The 17,128-nt window shown below is 71.5% G+C and carries 20 protein-coding genes, 1 tRNA gene and 1 pseudogene; 8 read left to right on the forward strand and 14 right to left on the reverse strand.

Annotated elements, in window-relative coordinates; all coding sequences use genetic code 11:
• Positions 1–65 precede the first annotated feature (65 nt).
• On the reverse strand, positions 66–668 hold the full coding sequence (locus ITJ50_RS08510) for a TetR/AcrR family transcriptional regulator (protein ID WP_017886153.1): 603 nt from the start codon (positions 666–668) through the stop codon (positions 66–68).
• 154 nt (positions 669–822) lie between these two features.
• Between ITJ50_RS08510 and ITJ50_RS08515 the strand changes: the two genes are divergently transcribed.
• Genes ITJ50_RS08515 through ITJ50_RS08530 form a run of 4 tightly spaced genes read left to right on the forward strand, consistent with a single transcriptional unit; the run spans position 823 to position 4,736 of the window.
• Positions 823–1,749 (forward strand): alpha/beta hydrolase family protein, encoded by a 927-nt coding sequence (locus ITJ50_RS08515; protein WP_071251558.1) that lies wholly within the window; start codon positions 823–825, stop codon positions 1,747–1,749.
• Positions 1,746–2,723: an SDR family NAD(P)-dependent oxidoreductase gene (locus tag ITJ50_RS08520; RefSeq protein WP_140448375.1), complete on the forward strand. Its 978-nt coding sequence runs from the start codon at positions 1,746–1,748 to the stop codon at positions 2,721–2,723. Before ITJ50_RS08515 ends, ITJ50_RS08520 begins: the two co-directional genes overlap by 4 nt.
• A 60-nt stretch (positions 2,724–2,783) precedes the next feature.
• The gene (locus ITJ50_RS08525; protein WP_240048629.1) at positions 2,784–3,239 is read left to right on the forward strand and encodes a GNAT family N-acetyltransferase; all 456 of its coding nucleotides are present in this window, start codon (positions 2,784–2,786) and stop codon (positions 3,237–3,239) included.
• 30 nt (positions 3,240–3,269) lie between these two features.
• Positions 3,270–4,736: an SDR family oxidoreductase gene (locus ITJ50_RS08530; protein ID WP_017886157.1), complete on the forward strand. Its 1,467-nt coding sequence runs from the start codon at positions 3,270–3,272 to the stop codon at positions 4,734–4,736.
• A gap of 25 nt (positions 4,737–4,761) precedes the next feature.
• Here the strand turns inward: ITJ50_RS08530 and ITJ50_RS08535 are convergent, their stop codons facing one another.
• The 5 genes from ITJ50_RS08535 to ITJ50_RS08555 form a co-directional block, all read right to left on the reverse strand.
• Complete coding sequence (locus tag ITJ50_RS08535; protein ID WP_205123965.1) at positions 4,762–5,223, reverse strand: MarR family winged helix-turn-helix transcriptional regulator; 462 nt, start codon at positions 5,221–5,223, stop codon at positions 4,762–4,764.
• A complete protein-coding gene (locus ITJ50_RS08540; protein ID WP_194590302.1) occupies positions 5,220–6,491 on the reverse strand; it encodes an FAD-dependent monooxygenase in 1,272 nt (423 codons plus the stop codon). The genes ITJ50_RS08535 and ITJ50_RS08540 overlap by 4 nt, the downstream gene beginning before the upstream one ends.
• Before the next feature lie 112 nt (positions 6,492–6,603).
• Positions 6,604–6,984, reverse strand: a complete 381-nt coding sequence (locus ITJ50_RS08545; protein WP_042537795.1) for a hypothetical protein — start codon at positions 6,982–6,984, stop codon at positions 6,604–6,606.
• A gap of 44 nt (positions 6,985–7,028) precedes the next feature.
• Positions 7,029–7,640, reverse strand: coding sequence for a nucleotidyltransferase family protein (locus ITJ50_RS08550; protein ID WP_194590303.1), 612 nt, complete (start codon positions 7,638–7,640; stop codon positions 7,029–7,031).
• A gap of 99 nt (positions 7,641–7,739) precedes the next feature.
• Positions 7,740–7,811, reverse strand: a tRNA-Gln gene (locus ITJ50_RS08555).
• A gap of 79 nt (positions 7,812–7,890) precedes the next feature.
• On the opposite strand from ITJ50_RS08555, the gene ITJ50_RS08560 reads away from it, so the two are divergent.
• Together ITJ50_RS08560 and ITJ50_RS08565 are read left to right on the forward strand one after the other, a co-directional pair.
• Positions 7,891–8,385 carry a MarR family winged helix-turn-helix transcriptional regulator gene (locus ITJ50_RS08560; protein ID WP_017886164.1) on the forward strand — a complete coding sequence of 165 codons (495 nt, stop codon included), beginning with the start codon at positions 7,891–7,893 and terminating at the stop codon, positions 8,383–8,385.
• A 47-nt stretch (positions 8,386–8,432) separates the two neighbouring features.
• Complete coding sequence (locus tag ITJ50_RS08565) at positions 8,433–8,909, forward strand: VOC family protein (RefSeq protein ID WP_194590304.1); 477 nt, start codon at positions 8,433–8,435, stop codon at positions 8,907–8,909.
• 6 nt (positions 8,910–8,915) lie between these two features.
• Here ITJ50_RS08565 and ITJ50_RS08570 read toward each other — a convergent pair whose 3' ends face one another.
• From ITJ50_RS08570 to ITJ50_RS08600, 8 genes and pseudogenes are all read right to left on the reverse strand, one after another.
• Complete coding sequence (locus ITJ50_RS08570; RefSeq protein WP_411910164.1) at positions 8,916–10,238, reverse strand: ABC-F family ATP-binding cassette domain-containing protein; 1,323 nt, start codon at positions 10,236–10,238, stop codon at positions 8,916–8,918.
• A 56-nt stretch (positions 10,239–10,294) separates the two neighbouring features.
• A pseudogene (locus tag ITJ50_RS17995) lies at positions 10,295–10,763 on the reverse strand (ATP-binding cassette domain-containing protein); the annotation flags it as partial.
• A 204-nt stretch (positions 10,764–10,967) separates the two neighbouring features.
• A complete protein-coding gene (locus tag ITJ50_RS08575; protein ID WP_017886167.1) occupies positions 10,968–11,366 on the reverse strand; it encodes a PLDc N-terminal domain-containing protein in 399 nt (132 codons plus the stop codon).
• The gene (locus ITJ50_RS08580) at positions 11,363–12,040 is read right to left on the reverse strand and encodes a hypothetical protein (RefSeq protein ID WP_139179725.1); all 678 of its coding nucleotides are present in this window, start codon (positions 12,038–12,040) and stop codon (positions 11,363–11,365) included. The genes ITJ50_RS08575 and ITJ50_RS08580 overlap by 4 nt, the downstream gene beginning before the upstream one ends.
• The gene (locus ITJ50_RS08585; RefSeq protein WP_194590305.1) at positions 12,037–12,477 is read right to left on the reverse strand and encodes a molybdenum cofactor biosynthesis protein MoaE; all 441 of its coding nucleotides are present in this window, start codon (positions 12,475–12,477) and stop codon (positions 12,037–12,039) included. Before ITJ50_RS08585 ends, ITJ50_RS08580 begins: the two co-directional genes overlap by 4 nt.
• A complete protein-coding gene (locus ITJ50_RS08590; protein WP_194590306.1) occupies positions 12,474–12,986 on the reverse strand; it encodes a MogA/MoaB family molybdenum cofactor biosynthesis protein in 513 nt (170 codons plus the stop codon). The genes ITJ50_RS08585 and ITJ50_RS08590 overlap by 4 nt, the downstream gene beginning before the upstream one ends.
• Positions 12,983–13,510 carry a cyclic pyranopterin monophosphate synthase MoaC gene (gene moaC / locus ITJ50_RS08595; RefSeq protein WP_194590307.1) on the reverse strand — a complete coding sequence of 176 codons (528 nt, stop codon included), beginning with the start codon at positions 13,508–13,510 and terminating at the stop codon, positions 12,983–12,985. Before moaC ends, ITJ50_RS08590 begins: the two co-directional genes overlap by 4 nt.
• Positions 13,507–14,775: a molybdopterin molybdotransferase MoeA gene (locus ITJ50_RS08600; protein ID WP_323749894.1), complete on the reverse strand. Its 1,269-nt coding sequence runs from the start codon at positions 14,773–14,775 to the stop codon at positions 13,507–13,509. The genes moaC and ITJ50_RS08600 overlap by 4 nt, the downstream gene beginning before the upstream one ends.
• 106 nt (positions 14,776–14,881) lie before the next feature.
• Here ITJ50_RS08600 and ITJ50_RS08605 point away from each other — a divergent pair, with 106 nt between their 5' ends.
• Both ITJ50_RS08605 and ITJ50_RS08610 read left to right on the forward strand, forming a co-directional pair.
• On the forward strand, positions 14,882–15,823 hold the full coding sequence (locus ITJ50_RS08605; RefSeq protein WP_042537808.1) for an MTAP family purine nucleoside phosphorylase: 942 nt from the start codon (positions 14,882–14,884) through the stop codon (positions 15,821–15,823).
• On the forward strand, positions 15,820–16,890 hold the full coding sequence (locus ITJ50_RS08610) for an NAD-dependent epimerase/dehydratase family protein (protein WP_194590309.1): 1,071 nt from the start codon (positions 15,820–15,822) through the stop codon (positions 16,888–16,890). Before ITJ50_RS08605 ends, ITJ50_RS08610 begins: the two co-directional genes overlap by 4 nt.
• The last annotated feature ends 238 nt before the right edge of the window (positions 16,891–17,128 follow it).

Raw genomic sequence — 17,128 nt, forward strand, 5'->3', positions numbered from 1 at the left:
GGCCCGTGACGGGCCCGCACCGCGCCTCCAGTCCGGTGCCGGTCGCGACCGGTGCACGTGGCCGGCTACGCGCTGTCGGTCACCGTCGGCTGCGCCTGCCGCAGCCCGGTGACCAGGAGGGTCACGATCGTCCGGACGTCGTAGTCGGGGTCCTGGGGACTCCACGCCACCAGGTCACCGACGGCCCGGAGCAGCTGGTACGGCGGGGTCGGTGCGGCCACCTCGCCGGACGCCCGCGCGGCGTCGAGCAGTCGGCCGAGCACGGGCACGAGCTCGTCGACGAACAGGGTGTGCAGCGCCGTGAAGCCGTCGGCGTCGCCCTCCCAGACGCGCGCCAGACCGTGCTTGGTGCCGAGGAAGTCGACGAACTGGTGCACCCAGCGCAGCAGGGCGGCGAACGGTGTCGGCTCCGAGCCGAGCAGCGCCGGCCCCGCGTCGACCAGGGCCTCGATCTGGTGCCGGTAGACGGCGACGACCAGGTCCGAACGGGTCGGGAAGTGCCGGTAGAGCGTGCCCACTCCGACCCCAGCGGCGGTGGCGACCTCGCGCACCGGTGCACCGACGCCCGAGGCGGCGAAGACCCCGGCAGCGGCGTCGAGGATCGTGCGCTCGTTGCGCTCCACGTCGCGACGGCGACGCGGCGCGGGGTCGGTCGACGGGGTGCTCATGCCTCGATCATCGCACGACACCGACGCAATGCGGAACAGTGCTCCCCTTCGCCTTGTAATCCGGATCGTTGTTCCGTATCGTTCCGGAACGTCGCTCCGTTTCGGACGACAGTCGCTCCGTCCGCGGGCGACACGGCATCCCGGAAAGGCCCACATGGCACCCACAGCACCCCGACCACAGGTCATCAGCGTGCGCCCCGTCGCGCTTCCCGCACCCGCGCGCGGTCAGGACCTCGAGGTCCGGATCACCGCACCGACACCCGGCACGGACCTGCCCGTCATCGTCTTCGCCCACGGCTTCGGCCAGTCCATGACCGGTGGCGACCCCCTGGTCGACCACTGGACCGCGAACGGCTTCGTCGTCGTCCAACCGACGTTCCTCGACGCGAAGTCCTACGGGCTGACGCTCGACGACCCGCGCTACCCGACCATCTGGCGGACGCGGGTCGACGACCTCGAGCGCGTGCTCGACGACCTCGACCAGATCGTCGACGCGGTCCCCGGCCTGAGCGGGCGCGTCGACACCGCACGCATCGCCGCGGTCGGACACTCGTGGGGCGGACAGTCCGTGGGCATGCTGCTCGGGGCCCGCGTCCTGGACGCCGACGGACAGCCGGGCGAGGACCGCACCGACCACCGCGTGCGCGCCGGGGTCCTGCTGTCCACCACCGGGATCGCGCGCGGCGACCTCGTGCCGTTCGCGCAGGAGCACTTCGCGTTCATGAGCCCCGACTTCAGCCAGCTGCACACCCCGTCACTCGTCGTCGCCGGCGACCACGACCAGTCCCAGCTCTCGACGCGAGGCCCGGACTGGTTCACCGACGTCTACCACCTGAGCCCCGGCGCGCGGCACCTGGTGACACTCCACGGCGGCGAGCACCTGCTCGGCGGGATCCAGGACTACGAGTCGACCGCCACCACGGACGAGAGCCCCGAGCGTGTGGACCTCGTCCGCCAGACCACGACGGCGTTCCTCCGGACCGCGCTCGGCCTCGACCCCGACGCGTGGTCGGCGATCGCCGACGCCGTCGGCCCTGCCACCGCCGTCGGCCGCATCGAATCGAAGGAGCACCACTCGTGATCACCGACCAGCACCCCCTGCCCAGCGGCTTCACCGCCGCGTCCACCGCCGCCGACGTCCTGCACGGCGTCGACCTGACCGGCCGGAACGTCGTCGTGACCGGCGGCCACAGCCGCCTCGGCCGCGAGACCAGCCGCGCCCTCGCGGCGGCCGGCGCCGACGTCACCGTCGCCTGCCGTGACGTCGACCGGGCATCCGCAGCCGTCGCCGACATCCCGGGCATCCACGTCGAGGCCCTCGACCTCACGGCCCCGTCGTCGGTCGACGCCTTCGCCGCGCGCTGGTCGACCTCCGGCCGCCCGCTGCACATGCTCGTGAACAGTGCCGCGATGCTCTTCACCCCGGACCGCCGGCTCGACGGCCGCGGCAACGAACTGGCGTTCTCGACGACGCACCTCGGGCACTTCCAGCTCACGCGGGCGCTCCTCCCCGCCCTCCTGGAGGCCCGTGGTGCGCGGGTCCTGACCGTCACCTCCGGCGCGGCGCGGTTCGGGCAGATCCGGTGGGACGACCTGACGTTCGCACACGGGTATGACCCGGTCACCGCGTACGGCCAGTCGAAGCGCGCCAACGTCCTGCTCACGGTGGAGCTCGACCGCCGGTACGCCGGCCAAGGCATCCGTGCCTTCGCCGCGCACCCGGGCGTCATCATCGGACCCGGCCCGCACGACGCCTCGCAGATCGCTTCGTACCGGGAGCAGGGACTGGTCGACGACCACGGGGTGACCGTCATCGACCCCGAGGTCGGCAAGAAGACCGTCGAGCAGGGCGCAGCGACACTCGTGTTCGGTGCCGCGAGCCCGCTGCTCGACGGCGTCGGCGGGGTCTACCTGAAGGACAGCGACGTCGCCGTGATCGACGACCGGGTCCTGCCCCTGACCGCGGACCGCATCCCGTCGGACGCGAACTCGGCGATGCTCGACGCCGACGATGCCAGGCGGCTGTGGGCGGTCAGCGAGGGACTCCTCGCATGATCGCCGTCGGCCGGGGCCTCGTCCGCTCACTGTTCTCGTCGTCCTCGCTACTGTGTGACGGTGCTGACCGTGCGGATCGAGAGCCCCCGGCAGGACGACGTCCTGCACCTGCTGCAGCAGGGTGACGACTACGGACTGAGCCTGTACGCGGCCGAGAACTACCACGCCCTCGACGTCGACGACCTGGACCAGCCCGACGTCACGTTCCTGGTGGCGCGCGAGGACGGCACCGCCCTCGGCACGGTGGCGCTCGTCGACGCCGGCGACGGCACCGGCGAGGTCAAGCGCATGTTCGTGAGCGACGCCGCGCGTGGGCTCGGCGTGGGGACGCGGCTGCTCGACGCCCTGCACGACCGTGCCCGCGCGGTCGGCATCGGCACCGTCCGGCTCGAGACCGGTCTGCCGCAGGCCGCGGCGATCGCGCTGTACCGGAAGGCCGGGTACGCGGACATCCCCCGGTTCGGCCCGTACGTCGACGACCCGACGAGCGTGTGCATGGAGCGGCAGCTCGTCTGATCGGCGCTGCCTCCCGACGTAGGATCGCGTGTGAGCTCCGAGCACCCCGAACCCAGCGGCATCGACCCCGACGACCTGACCGTCGCGCTCCGGGTGCTCGAGCAGCTGCCGTCGATCGACGAGACGCACCCGGACTTCATCCGGGTCCGCCAGGCCACGGCGAAGATGTTCAAGGCCGTCAAGCGTGCGCACCGGCTCGAGAAGCGCGGCGTCATCGCCGAGGCCGACCGCCGGGTGATCGCCGCCACCGCCACCGGGGCCGCCGACCGGATCGACGACGAGACCCGCGGCGTCCCGATCAGCGCCTCGACCGCGTCGACCACCGCGGGCACGCTGCTGAAGTCGCGCCCCTGCTACATGTGCAAGCAGCACTACACGGTCGTCGACGCGTTCTACCACCAGCTCTGCCCGGCGTGCGCCCGCATGAGCCACGCGAAGCGCGACGCCCGGACGGACCTGACCGGCAAGCGGGCGCTGCTCACCGGTGGCCGCGCGAAGATCGGCATGTACATCGCGCTCCGGCTGCTGCGCGACGGGGCCCACACCACCATCACCACGCGGTTCCCCCGCGACGCGGTGCGCCGGTTCGCGAGCCTGCCCGACTCCGCCGACTGGATGGACCGTCTGAAGGTCGTCGGCATCGACCTGCGCGACCCCGCCCAGGTGATCGGGCTCGCCGAGGACGTGGCCGCCTCCGGCCCCCTCGACATCCTGATCAACAACGCCACGCAGACCGTGCGCCGGTCGACCGGCGCCTACCAGCCGCTCGTCGACGCGGAACTCGCGCCGCTGCCCGACGGACCGCTGCCCGAACTCGTGACCTTCGGGCACACGAACGACCAGCACCCGCTGGCGCTCGCCCGTTCAGTTGCCGCGCACCCGATCCTCGCGGCCGCCGCAGCCCGTGCCGACGAGCTGACCGAACAGGCCATGGCCCCGGGCTCGAGCTCGCTCGAGCGGCTCGCCCTGGGCACCGCGATCGACGCCGGTGGCCTGGTCCCCGACCTGCACGACGAGAACTCGTGGACCCAGCAGGTCGACGAGGTCGACCCGCTCGAGATGCTCGAGGTCCAGCTGGCCAACACCACGGCGCCGTTCATCCTGATCTCGAAGCTCCGCCCCGCGATGGCCGCCAGCACGGGACGCCGCACCTACGTGGTGAACGTCAGCGCCATGGAAGGGGTGTTCGGCCGCGCCTACAAGGGGCCGGGTCACCCGCACACGAACATGGCGAAGGCCGCCGTGAACATGCTCACCCGCACGAGCGCGCAGGAGATGTTCGAGACCGACAACATCCTGATGACGAGCGTCGACACCGGCTGGATCACCGACGAGCGGCCGCACCCCACGAAGGTCCGGCTCGCCGAAGAGGGCTTCCACGCGCCGCTCGACCTGGTCGACGGGGCAGCCCGTGTCTACGACCCGATCGTCCGGGGTGAAGCGGGCGAGGACGTGTTCGGCGTCTTCCTGAAGGACTACGCGCCGAGTTCGTGGTGACGAGCGGCTGACCGGGTCGGTTCCGTCAGTGCTTCGACGGAGCGGTGTCGTCTTGCGGCAGGACTGCGGCGAAGCGGAACAGGAAGTCGCGCACCACCGTCAACGTGTCGTCGTCGTACGAACCGATCGCCTCGTCGAGCTCCGCGGCACGTGACCCGAGGAACGCACTGCTGCGTTCCCGGGTGAGCTCGGTGACGCGGAGAGTGACGACCCGACGGTCCGCGCTCTCGCGGCTCCGCATGATCAACCCACGCTCCTCCAGTCGGTTGACCAACGCGTTCGCCGCACCCGAGGTCATCCCGATCCTCCGGGCGAGCCGCGTGCCCGTCATCGGCTCGCCCTCGGTCTCCGCCCAGAGGATCTCCCCCAGCGCGACGCCGTCCGAGGTCGGCAGCTCCATCCATGCTGCGAAGTGGAGCGCCGACTCCTGGTACCGGACGGCGTAGTGGCGGAGCGCCTCGAGGGTCTGGGAGCGCAGGTCGGTCATGCGATCGATTCTGCCGCCTTCAGGGCCCCTTGCAGTGTCGGGTAGTGCGGCAGGACGGGGACGTGCTTCTCGCTCGTCAGCAGGTACTTCTGGGCGAAGCCGCGGACCGGACCGAAAGACGCCACCCGGAGCGCCGCCCGCACCGCGCGGACGCCCGCCTTCGACGACGGGTGCAGCAGGCGCGCACCGCCAGGGGGAAGCCCCTGGGCGCTGTCGGCGTACCCGCGGAGCATCTCCTCGTAGCGCGCGAAGGCGTCCGGGATCGAGTACCCGTGATCAGCGCCCACGGCCGGCTCGACCGTCCGTGCGAGCTCTCCGGCCAGGATGTGCGCGCCGACCAGTGACAGCGTCGTGCCCATGCCGGTCGGCCCGGAGCCCCAGGCCGCGTCACCGAGCAGGGCGATCCGACCTTTGCTCCATCGCGACACCACGACCTGTTCCATCCGCTGCGTGTAGAACTCGTCGGACCGCTCGCCGAACCCGTCGAGGATCCGCTCCGTCTGCCACCCTGCGCCCCGGAAGCGCTCGCGCAGGATCCGCAGCTGCACGTCGACGGGGAGCTGCTCGAAGCCCATCGGCTCCGACTCGAACGACACACTCGCCCGGATCGTCCCCTCGTTGTCGGGTCGGATCGACGCGACACGTCCACGCGGCGCCGTGTACCAGTCCCAGTGGTCGGTGTCGCTGCCGATCCGGTCGAGCGTGCCGTAGGCGATGCTGACGCCGTGGTCGCGGTACTCCGTCTCGTCGGCGAACAGGATCCGACGGGTGCGCGAGCTGCGGCCCTCGGCGACGACGACCAGGTCGAACCGCTCCGGAGCGCCGCTGTCGTAGCGGACGTTCACCCCGGTGCCGTCCTGCTCGGCGCCCGCGATGAAGTCCCCGTAGCGGCGGTCGATCGTGTCCGGCAGCGCATCGACGAGGATCCCGGCGAACGTGCCCCTCAGGATCTCGATCTCGGCAGTCGGACCGTCCTGGCCCTCGGTCTTCGGGAACGTGGCGTACGGGGTGCCGTGCTCGTCCACGTACCGGGTGCCCGCTTCGCCGGTGAGGTGCTGCATCACGGTGTCGCGGAGACCCATGCGCTCGAGGACCTCGCGCCCGAGCCCCCGGACGTCGATGTTCTGGCCGGTGGTTCGCTGCTCCGGTGACCGCTCGAGCAGCGTGACGTCGAAGCCCGATCGGTCGAGTCCCCACGCCAGCGCGGGGCCGGCGATGCTCGCGCCGGTGATCAGGACGCGTGGGCGGTGGTGCGGCGTGGTCGCCATGGGTGGTCCTCTGCTCGTGGGGCGACGAGTGCCGTCCCACGAGTACTATACCTTCACAGCGATATCACTCCACAGGGAAGCTGCTTTTGGTTCCGCATCGAACGGTGAGCTGTCAGACCAGATCCTCCGCGACGGCAACGAGTGCGCGGGCGGCCGCACCGGCATTGTGGATGTCCGATGCGTCCACTGACCTCGCACTGTAGGCCGCCTTGTTCTTGACCCGAACGAGCGTCTCGAGGTGCTTCGCGATCGGCCGGTCCGTCGCATCCCGCAGGATCGAGACGCCGTCGTTGTGGCTCGCCCCACTGCTGTACCTTCCGGTCTTGCCGATGCAGATGGCATCTGCCGCGGCGATCCCTGCGTCGACGCACAGGTCGACGAAGGAGTTGGCATGAGGAGACGTCGGACTCAGGATCCCGTCCTCGGCACCGAACTCGAACAGTGTCTCGGCTGACTCGAGGAAGCCCTTGGCCTTCTCGAGCCGACCGCGCATGAAAGCGCCGTCGCCGTCAGTGGTCGACGGCAGTTTCGGTGGAGTCAACGTGCGGCCTTCCTGAGGTGGGCTTGGAGCCATCGGCGGTCTTCCACGAGGGGAATGCCCTCACTCGCGATGGAACCGATGAGCGGGTCATCGAAGGTGACCCCCGAGACGTCGTACACGATGGGGTTCACCTGGTTGCCGGTCCACCGATGAACGGCAACGGTGAGGTCGTAGATGCGGTCCTCAGCTTCCGTCCGCGAAACGGCATCCACGGCGAAGAACAGATCGATGTCGCTGTCCGGTCGCATCGCACCTCGCGCGGCCGAGCCGAACAACGCTGCGTAGCGGACCGGAATCGATGCGATCTCCCCGCGGACCCTGTCGAGGAAGCGGGTACGAGCTCCGGCCACCTCGAGGACCGCCGACGCGAGGAGATGGTCTCGGTTGAGCGCGTACGTGCTCACGCCGCCGATGTCGTCGAACACAACGATGCCCTGCTCCGTCAGACGGTCAAGCACCTTCTTCACGCCGTTCCGAGAACGGTTGCCCGGCACGAGCCGCTGGATCGCGGACACCGTGAACGGTCGGTCCGACAAACCGCTCAGCACCATCAAGACGTCACCATCGAGTCCGCTCGACAACGCCGCGAATGGGCTCTGCAGCTGCACGATGCCCTCCTGACCTCGAAGCACCACTGTCACTATCGTGACGCATGCATCACTATAGTGACGACCTCGATCGGGAAGGGCAACCCCGCGCAATCTCCGCTCCGCCTCCAGGATTCGAACCCGGACCTAACGGCACCAAAGGCCGTCGTGCTGCCATTACACCAAGGCGGAACGCACCCGGGGGTGCTCCTCCATCTTCCCACGACCCACGAGGCTGGCTGTCCGCTCCGGGTTCGGCCAAGATGGAGGGATGCCGCATGAGGACGAGGTCGATCGCATCGTCGCGGCGTGGGGTCGTGAGCGTGCCGACCTCGACTTCGGCCCGCTCGAGGTGCTGTCCCGCGTGGACCGGCTCGCCCGGCACCTGGACCGTGCCCGGCGGACGGCGTTCGACGCAAGCGACATGGAGCCGTGGGAGTTCGACGTTCTGTCGGCCCTGCGGCGAGCGGGTGAGCCCTACGAGCTGAGCCCGAAGACCCTGCTGCAGCAGACCCTGGTGTCGAGCGGCACGATGACGAACCGGGTGGACCGTCTGGCGGCACGGGGGTTCGTGGGCCGACGGACCGACCCGAAGGACGGCCGCGGCATCCTCGTCTCGCTGACGAGCCAGGGCCGGGTGGCGGTGGACGCGGCGATCGCGGACCTGCTGGCCGCCGAGCGGGACATCCTGTCCGGGGTCTCCGCCGACGAGCAGGGCCAGTTGGCCGGGCTGCTCCGCCGACTCATCCTGGGCCTCGGGGACTGACCGACAGCGTCACACGGGCCGAGCGGACCCGGCGTAGCGTGCGGCGCATGCACGCCATCACCCTCGCCGTCGCCGACGTCGCTCGATCGGCCGAGTTCTACCGCGCGCTGCTCGGCATCGAGGGCAGTGGCGTCATCGGCACCGAGTACCCGGCCACCGAGGCGCAGGCCGGCGGCACCACGGCGATGTTCACCCTCGACGACGGGCTGATCGTCAGCGTCTACGCGCGTGACGACATGGCGAAGGACTCCGGCGTGCAGCTGGCCACGGCACCGAGCAGCACGATCGGGCACTTCACGAGCAGTCAGGCCGAGGCCGAGGCGTTCCTCGAGCGGGCGCAGGCAGCCGGCGCCACGATGCTCGAGCCGCCGTACACGCGACCGTGGGGCATGTGGTCTGGCTTCTTCCAGGACCCGGACGGGCACCTGTGGGAGGTCGTGGCGAACCCCGGCGGTGGGGCGCCCGAGGACGCGACACCGACGGACGCAAGCCAGGACGCGGTCGACCCCGCGTCCGTCGAGTAGCCCGGCTCAGACCCCGAGCAGCTCCGCGACCTCGAGCCAGCGCTCCTCGAGCTGCTCGACCTCGGCCTCGAGCGCACCGAGCTTCGACTGCAGTTCGCCGAGCCCGGCGTAGTCGGACTGGTCGTGCGTCGCGAACTGGTCGAGCAGCTTCTTGCGGTCCGCGCCGACCTTCGCGATCTTCCGGTCGAGCGCCGACATCTCCTTCTCGGCCGTTCGCCGGTCCGCGCCCGACAGGGCGGACGCACCAGCGGCAGTGGACCCGGCCACGGCACCGGCCGAACCGGTCCCGCCGACGGTGTCGGGCCTCCCGGCAGACGCGGCGGCAGCCGCAGAGGCGGTCCCGCCACCGGTGCCGGCCTCGCGCAGACGCATGTACTCGTCCACGCCGCCGGGCAGGTGGCGCAGGTGCCCGCCGAGCACGGCGTACTGCTGGTCGGTGACGCGCTCGAGCAGGTACCGGTCGTGGCTGACGACCAGCAGGGTGCCGGGCCAGGTGTCGAGCAGGTCCTCCATGGCGGCGAGCATGTCGGTGTCGAGGTCGTTCGTGGGCTCGTCGAGGATGAGCACGTTCGGCTCGTCGAGCAGGATGAGCATGAGCTGCAGGCGCCGCTTCTGCCCACCGGACAGGTCCTTGACGGGCGTGGAGAGCTGCTCCGAGGTGAAGCCGAGCCGCTCGAGCAGCTGCGACGGCGTCATCTCCTTGCCGTCGGCGACGTAGCTCGTCTTCTTGCGGGCCACGACCTCGCGCACACGGTCGTCGGCGAACTGCTGCAGGTCGGCGAGCTGCTGGTCGAGCACCGCGACCTGCACCGTCTTGCCGGTCTTCACCCGACCGCTCGTCGGCTGCAGCCGGCCGGAGACCAGGTTGAGCAGCGTCGACTTGCCGGCGCCGTTCGGGCCGAGGATGCCGGTCCGCTCCCCCGGTGCGATACGCCACTCGATGCGGTCGAGGATCTGCGTGCCGTCGAACGAGACGCTCACGTCGAGCAGGTCGACGACGTCCTTGCCGAGGCGCGCGGTCGCGGTGCGGGACAGGGCGACGGTGTCGCGGATCGGCGGGACGTCGTCGATCAGGGCGTTCGCCGCGTCGATGCGGAACTTCGGCTTGCTCGTGCGGGCCGGGGCACCGCGGCGGAGCCACGCGAGCTCCTTGCGGGCCAGGTTCTGGCGGCGCTGCTCGATCGTGGCCGCCTGCCGGTCACGCTCGACGCGCTGCAGGATGTACGCGGCGTAGCCACCTTCGAAGGGGTCGACGACGCCGTCGTGGACCTCCCACGTGTCGGTCGACACGGCGTCGAGGAACCACCGGTCGTGGGTCACGACGACCATGCCACCCTGGTTCGACGACCAGCGGCGGTTGATGTGCCCGGCGAGCCACTCGATGCCCTCGACGTCCAGGTGGTTGGTCGGCTCGTCCAGGAACAACACGTCCCAGTCGCCGACCAGCAGCCGCGCGAGTGCCACACGGCGACGCTGCCCACCGGACAGCTCGTCGACGCTGACGTCCCACGGGATGTCGGAGACCAGACCGCCGATGATGTCGCGGATCTTCGGGTCACCGGCCCACTCGTGCTCCTCGAGGTCGCCGACGACGGTGCTGCCGACGGTCGCTCCCTCGGGCAGGATGTCGCGCTGGTCCAGGTAGCCGATGGTCAGCCCGCGGCGGTGCGTGACGCGGCCGCCGTCCGGCTCGAGGCGCTGGGACAGCAGTGCGAGGAGGGTCGACTTGCCGTCGCCGTTCCGGCCGACGACGCCGATCCGGTCACCCTCGTCGATGCCGAGGGTGACGTTGTCGAAGACGACCTTGGTGGGGAACTCGAGATGCAGGTTCTCGGCGCCGAGGAGATGTGCCACGCGTCAAGGGTAGGTGGCGCGGCGGGGTGGTGGGTGCGGGGCGGGTGGTTGGAGCGGTTGGCCGACCGGCTCTGGTCGCACGGTGCGCGCTTGCTCGAGTGGTGCGAGGTGGCCCGCTCGGTGCGAGCTTGTAGCGGCACACGGAGCGCGCAACCTCGCACCAGGCGACGGACCGCGCACGGTGCGTCGGCCTGGAGGCCCGGCTCAGCTCGCGGGAGCGGTATCGCCCTCGCCCGCGGCTTCCTTCGCGCGCTTCAAGCGGGCCTGCGCTTCCCAGTACTCGATCTCGCGCTCGAGCTCGGCGAGCTCCTGCTCGGTGCCGGTCACGCGCTTCGTGCCGTGGGCACTGCGGGCGTCGCCGAGGGTGGCGTAGCGGTCCTCGTGGCGGGTCGGCTCGATGTAGCGACCGTGGTTCCGTTCGCCCGGAGCCCAGTCGTGGCCGATGGCGAACCAGACGATGCTGCCGACGACGGGGACCAGGATCACGAGGATCACCCACGCGATCTTCGGAAGGCCGCGGATCTGGTCATCCGTCTTCGTCAGGATGTCGATCAGGGCGAAGACCAGCAGGATGACGGTGATCCCGGGCAGCAAGACGCTCATGTTCGCGATTCTATGGATCCGCTTGGAGTCTCACCATTCCCCGAACGAGCGTCGTGGTTGCGAAGGTGCACAGGGTCAGCGTCGAGGTACCGGCGTGCGAGCACCGCGGACCGTGCCGTCCATGCGAACTGCCCCGCGGCGGCGATGCCACCCGCCAGGTAGACGGGCCAGAACGTGACGCCGGAGAACGCGAACGCCGCCCACACGGCGACGAGTCCCACGGTCAGCTGGAGGCCGGTGCCGTCGGCCAGTTCGACGGCTCGAGCCCGCACGATCATCAACCGATCGGCGGGGGCAGCGCGCCGCCCGGTCGCAGCCGCGGTCACCGCGCGCTGTTCGCGTTGCTGCAACGGCGCGAGCACCGGCGCAGGACGAGCTGCCACCCCGTTCCGTCTCCGGCGGATGCCGACCTGCACGGCCTCACTGATACCGGCCACGAAGCCCAGTGCGGCGACCGCCGCCGAGAGGGCGAAGCGCGCGTCGGAGCCGGTGGGCAGGACGATCGCCCCGACGCCGAGCACCACCAACACCAGCACGGTCGCCAGGACGAACCAACGGACCTGCAGGACAGCTCCCGGGGACTTCGCCGAGACGGCGCGAGCGCGTTCCTCGGACTCGACCCACCGGCGTTCCACCGCTGTCAGTCCGGCGTTCGGCCGTTCGGCAGATGTCACAGCGCCGCGACCCACTCGTCCGTCCCGTCGGTGAACCGCTGGTGCTTCCAGATCGGCACGCGCTCCTTCACCAGGTCGACCAGGGCACCGCACGCCGCGAACGCCTGCGCCCGGTGCGACGACGACACCGCTGCGGCGAGCGCGACGTCCCCGATGCCGAGCGCCCCGACCCGGTGCAGCACGGCGATCCGGACGTCGGGGTGGTCCTCGGCGATGGTCCGGGCGACCTCGGTGATGACCTCGTCGGCACTGGGGTGCCGCTCGTAGTCGAGTGCGGTGACGCCCTTGCCATCGTCGTGGTCTCGGACGATGCCGGCGAAGGTCACCACGGCGCCGTCATGCTCGGTGGCGACCACGGCTGCGACCTCGTCGACACTGATGTCGCGGTCGACGACGTCGGCGAGCACGACCCGTGCGGCGGACTCGGTGGTGCTCACGAGGCGCTCCGCGGGGCGTGGCCCTCGCCGTGCACCTGGGCGACCACGTGGGTGAGTACTCCGTCGAGCACGGCGAGCCCGTCGGACACCCCACCGCGCGATCCGGGCAGGGTGACGAGCAGGCAGCCGGCGTTCGTGACCCCGGCGACCCCGCGGGTGAGCAGCGCGGTCGGGCCGGCACCCGCGAGGCCGCGCCGACGGATCTCCTCGGTGATGCCGGGCAGTTCGAGGTCGATCAGGCTCGCCACGGCCTCGGGGGTCCGGTCGGTGGGGGTGACCCCGGTGCCGCCGGTGGTGATGACGACCCGGGCGTCGGCCAGGAGTTCGGCGGTGACGGTCTCGGTGATCGCGCCGCCGTCGGGGACGATGATCGGTTCGCTCGTGGTGAACCCGTGCTCGCGCAGCCAGTCGGCGATGACGGGTCCGGTGCGGTCGAGTTCGGGGTCGGCGGCGGCCTGCGTGGACACCACGACGACGGCGGCCCGGCCCCTGGTCGGCTCGGCGGTCATCGGTTGCTCCAGTCCCCGGAGCGTCCGCCGTGCTTCTCGAGCACGCGCACGTCCGTGATCACGGCCGCTCGGTCGACGGCCTTCACCATGTCGTACACCGTCAGCGCGGCGACGCTCGCCCCGGTCAGGGCCTCCATCTCGACGCCGGTGCGGGAGGTCGTTCGGACCGACACCTCGATCAACACGCGGTCGTCGGAGCCGGTGATGTCGACCTGCACGCCGGCGATGGGCAGCGGGTGGCACAGCGGGATCAGGTCGGAGGTCTTCTTCACCGCCATGATCGCGGCGATCCGGGCGGTGCCGACGACCTCGCCCTTGGGCAGCGAGCCGTCGAGGATGCGTGCGACGACGTCTGGGCGGGTGACGACGGTGGCGGTGGCGGTGGCCGATCGGTCGGTGACGTCCTTCGCGGAGACGTCGACCATGTGCGCACTGCCGTCGGCGCGGACGTGCGACAGGTCGTCGGACTCGGCGTCGGCCTGGGCTCGGGACGAGCCGGGGTCGGACAGGGACTGCTCGGTCATCGGAGGCTCCAGACGGTCAGGGGGTCGCCGACCTCGACGGTGTCGACGCCGACGGGGACGTGCACCAGGTGGGTGGCGGCGGCGTAGTGCACGAGCAGGTGCGAACTCGGCCCACCGACGAAGTGCACGGCCCCGTCCTGCACCCGGCCGCGACGGACCTGGTGCTTGCCTGCGGGTGACCCGGCAGCGGACGCTGCGGGCAGGACCTGCGTGGGCCGGTCCGCCGTGAGCCCGACGGCCGCGGCGAGCAGGGGGCGCAGGAACACCTCGAACGAGACGAGCGCCGACACCGGGTTGCCGGGGAAGGACACGACCGGAACGGCACGACCAGCAAGAGCGTCGACGCCCCCGCCCGCACCGAACACGACGCTGCCGAACGCCTGCGGCCCACCGGGCTGCATCGCGACCGGCGTCACCGCGAGCCCGCGGGGTTCGAGCGCCTGTCGCACGACCTCGTACGCCCCGGCGCTGATGCCCCCGGTGGTCAGCACGAGGTCGGCCCAGTCCCCCACGGCCGCATCGAGTGCCTGGTCGAAGGCAGCGACGTGGTCGGGCACCCGGACGGCCCGGGAGTCCGCTCCGACCTGGGCCAGGGCGGCCCGCAGCGCGATGCCGTTCGCGTCACCGATGGTCGCCGCGTCGGCATCGGCTCCCTGCAGCTCGGACCCGGTCGACACGACGAGGACCCGCAGCGCTCGGCGAACCGAGACGGTCGTCACCCCGGCCGAGGCCAGTGCCCCGAGCAGCGCCGGCGTCACCGCGGAACCGGCCGGAGCGAGCTCGGCACCGGTGGGCAGGTCGCTGCCGGTGCCCCGCACGAAGGTGCCGGCGGTCAGGTCGGCGGGCACCGTCACCCGGGGCAGCTCGAGCGCCGCCGGGAACGCGCCCGGCTCGGTCGCCTCGACCGGGAACACCGCGTCGGCACCGATCGGGATCCGCGCTCCGGTCATGATCGGCGCGGCCGTGCCGGGTTCGAGCGGCTCGGGCACGACGCCGGCCGGGATCGGGGCGACGACCCGGACCTGCTGCCCGACCTCGGCGACCCGCACGGCGAACCCGTCCATCTGACTGTTGTCGAACGGCGGCAGCGGAACGGGCGACTGGACGGACGCCGCGAGCACGCGGTGTGCGAACCCAGCACCCGCACCGGCGCCCTCGCCCGCGCCGACGAGTTCGTCGAGCGGCAGTTCTTCTGCTCCGAGGCCCGCCACCACCGGCGCGAGCAACGCCGCCAGGTCGTCGCGGTGCTGACCGATCGTTCGCACAGGTGCCTCCGAACAGGGGTTGGTGGCGCCGCTCCCGGTTCGCCCGGTGGCGCCGTCAGTAGCGTATCCAGCGCGCAGCCCGCGCCGACGACCAACCGGAGGACCTGTGGAGAACGACGAAGCCGTGACGATCGGTGTCATCGGAGGCTCCGGCCTCTACCAGCTGTTCGAGGAGGGCACCGCCGACGAGCTCGACGTCCCGACCCCGTTCGGCCCGACCTCGAGCCCGATCAGCATCGGCACGATGTCCGGACGACGGGTCGCGTTCCTGACCCGCCACGGCCGAGAGCACTCCGTCGCCCCGCACCGCATCAACCACCGTGCGAACGTCTGGGCGCTCCGCTCGCTCGGCGTCCGCGCGATCGTGTCCTCGAGCGCGGTCGGCGGCCTGCACCCCGACTACGCCCCGGGCACCTTCGTCGTGACCGACCAGCTCATCGACCGCACCTGGGGCCGCGCCGACACGTTCTTCGAGGACGACGTGCAGCACCTGTCCTTCGCGGACCCGTTCGACCCGACGCTCCGCCGTGCGGCGATCGACGCCGTCGCCGGACTCGACGTGCCGTTCCGCCCGACCGGCACCTGCGTCGTGATCCAGGGCCCCCGGTTCTCCACCCGCGCCGAGTCCGTCTGGCTCCGCCAGGCCGGCGGCCACACCATCAACATGACGATGACGCCCGAGGTGCCGCTCGCCGCGGAACTCGGCATCGCGACCGTGAACCTGTCGTTCGTGACCGACGCGGACGCCGGCCTGGCCCCGACCGAGGACGAAGCCGCAGCCGACGCGGCAGCCGCAGCCAGCGGCCCCGACGTCGACGACGCCGGCGCCGTCGTCACCCACGCCCTCGTCATGGAACGCCTCGCTCGCGCCAACGAGGTCATCGTCCGCGCCATCGGTCAGATCGTCGCCGCGATCCCCGACGACTTCACCCCGCGTGAACTCGTCCCGACCAGCGCGAGCGCCAGCATCATGCAGACCCAGCCCACGGGTGCGACACCCACGCAGGCCCAGCCCGCCGCCACCGCCACCACGGGCGCGACCGCATGAGCCGCCTCCTCGTCACCGGCGGCGCCGGCTTCATCGGCTCCGCGATCGTCCGTCGTGCCCTGGCCGACGGCCACGAGGTCCGCGTCCTCGACTCCCTGCGCGACGACGTGCACGGCGACCCCGCCGAGGTCATCCGCGCCCACCAGCAGCAGGGCATCGTGTTCGTGCACGGCGACGTCCGCGACCGGGTCGCCCTCGACGCTGCGCTCGACGGCATCGACGTCGTGTGCCACCAGGCCGCCAAGGTCGGCCTCGGCGTGGACTTCCAGGACGCCCCCGACTACGTCTCGTCGAACGACGCCGGCACCGCCCACGTCCTCGCCGGCATGGACCGGCACGACATCGGCCGGCTCGTCGTCGCCAGCTCGATGGTCGTCTACGGCGAGGGTGCGTACACCACCGCGTCCGGCGAACCCACCCGTCCGCCGGCCCGCCGCCGCGAGGACCTCGACGCCGGCCGCTTCGACCCGATCGGGCCCGACGCTCAGCCCCTGCTGCCCGGCCTGATCGACGAGTCCGCCGCGCTCGACCCCCGCAACGTGTACGCGCAGACGAAGGTCGCGCAGGAGCACCTGGCCTCGAGCTGGGCGCGTGCCACGGGCGGCCGAGCAATCGCGCTCCGGTACCACAACGTCTACGGACCGGGCATGCCGGCGAACACCCCCTACGCCGGTGTCGCGTCCCTGTTCCGCTCGGCGCTGGCCCGCGGCGAGGCGCCCCGTGTCTTCGAGGACGGCGCCCAGCGACGCGACTTCGTGCACGTCGACGACGTCGCCGGCGCGAACGCCGCCTCGATCGCGGCGACCGCCGACCTGCCGTCGGACACCTTCCGCGCGTACAACGTCGGCTCGGGCACCGTGCACACCATCGGCGACATGGCCGCGGCGATCGCCGGACCCGACGGCCCGCAGCCGGTCGTCACCGGCGAGTACCGACTGGGCGACGTCCGCCACGTCACGGCGAGTTCGGCACGCATCGCCGCCGAGCTCGGCTGGCACGCCGAGGTGGACTTCGAAGCAGGCATGCGCGACTTCGCGACGGCTCCGCTCCGCAGCGCCGTCCGCTAGCCGGAACACGCGAGCGGGTCGCGCGCCGCGAGCGGCGCCTGAGAGCGCGACCAGCCGTCGGACGGGAGGCCCGTGGCGGCCCCGCCCCGCGCCTCCCGTCCGCAGTCCCCACCACCACGGCCACGCAGGACGCCGTCGTGTCGGCAACACGCCCCCTGGCGCGCGAGACGCCGCCGCATTCGGCGGCGTCTCGACGACACGACGGCGTCTTCTGGCACCCGCACCCGCGACACGAACG

This window comes from Curtobacterium sp. VKM Ac-2889 (assembly GCF_015350855.1).
Classification (GTDB): Bacteria; Actinomycetota; Actinomycetes; order Actinomycetales; family Microbacteriaceae; genus Curtobacterium; species Curtobacterium poinsettiae.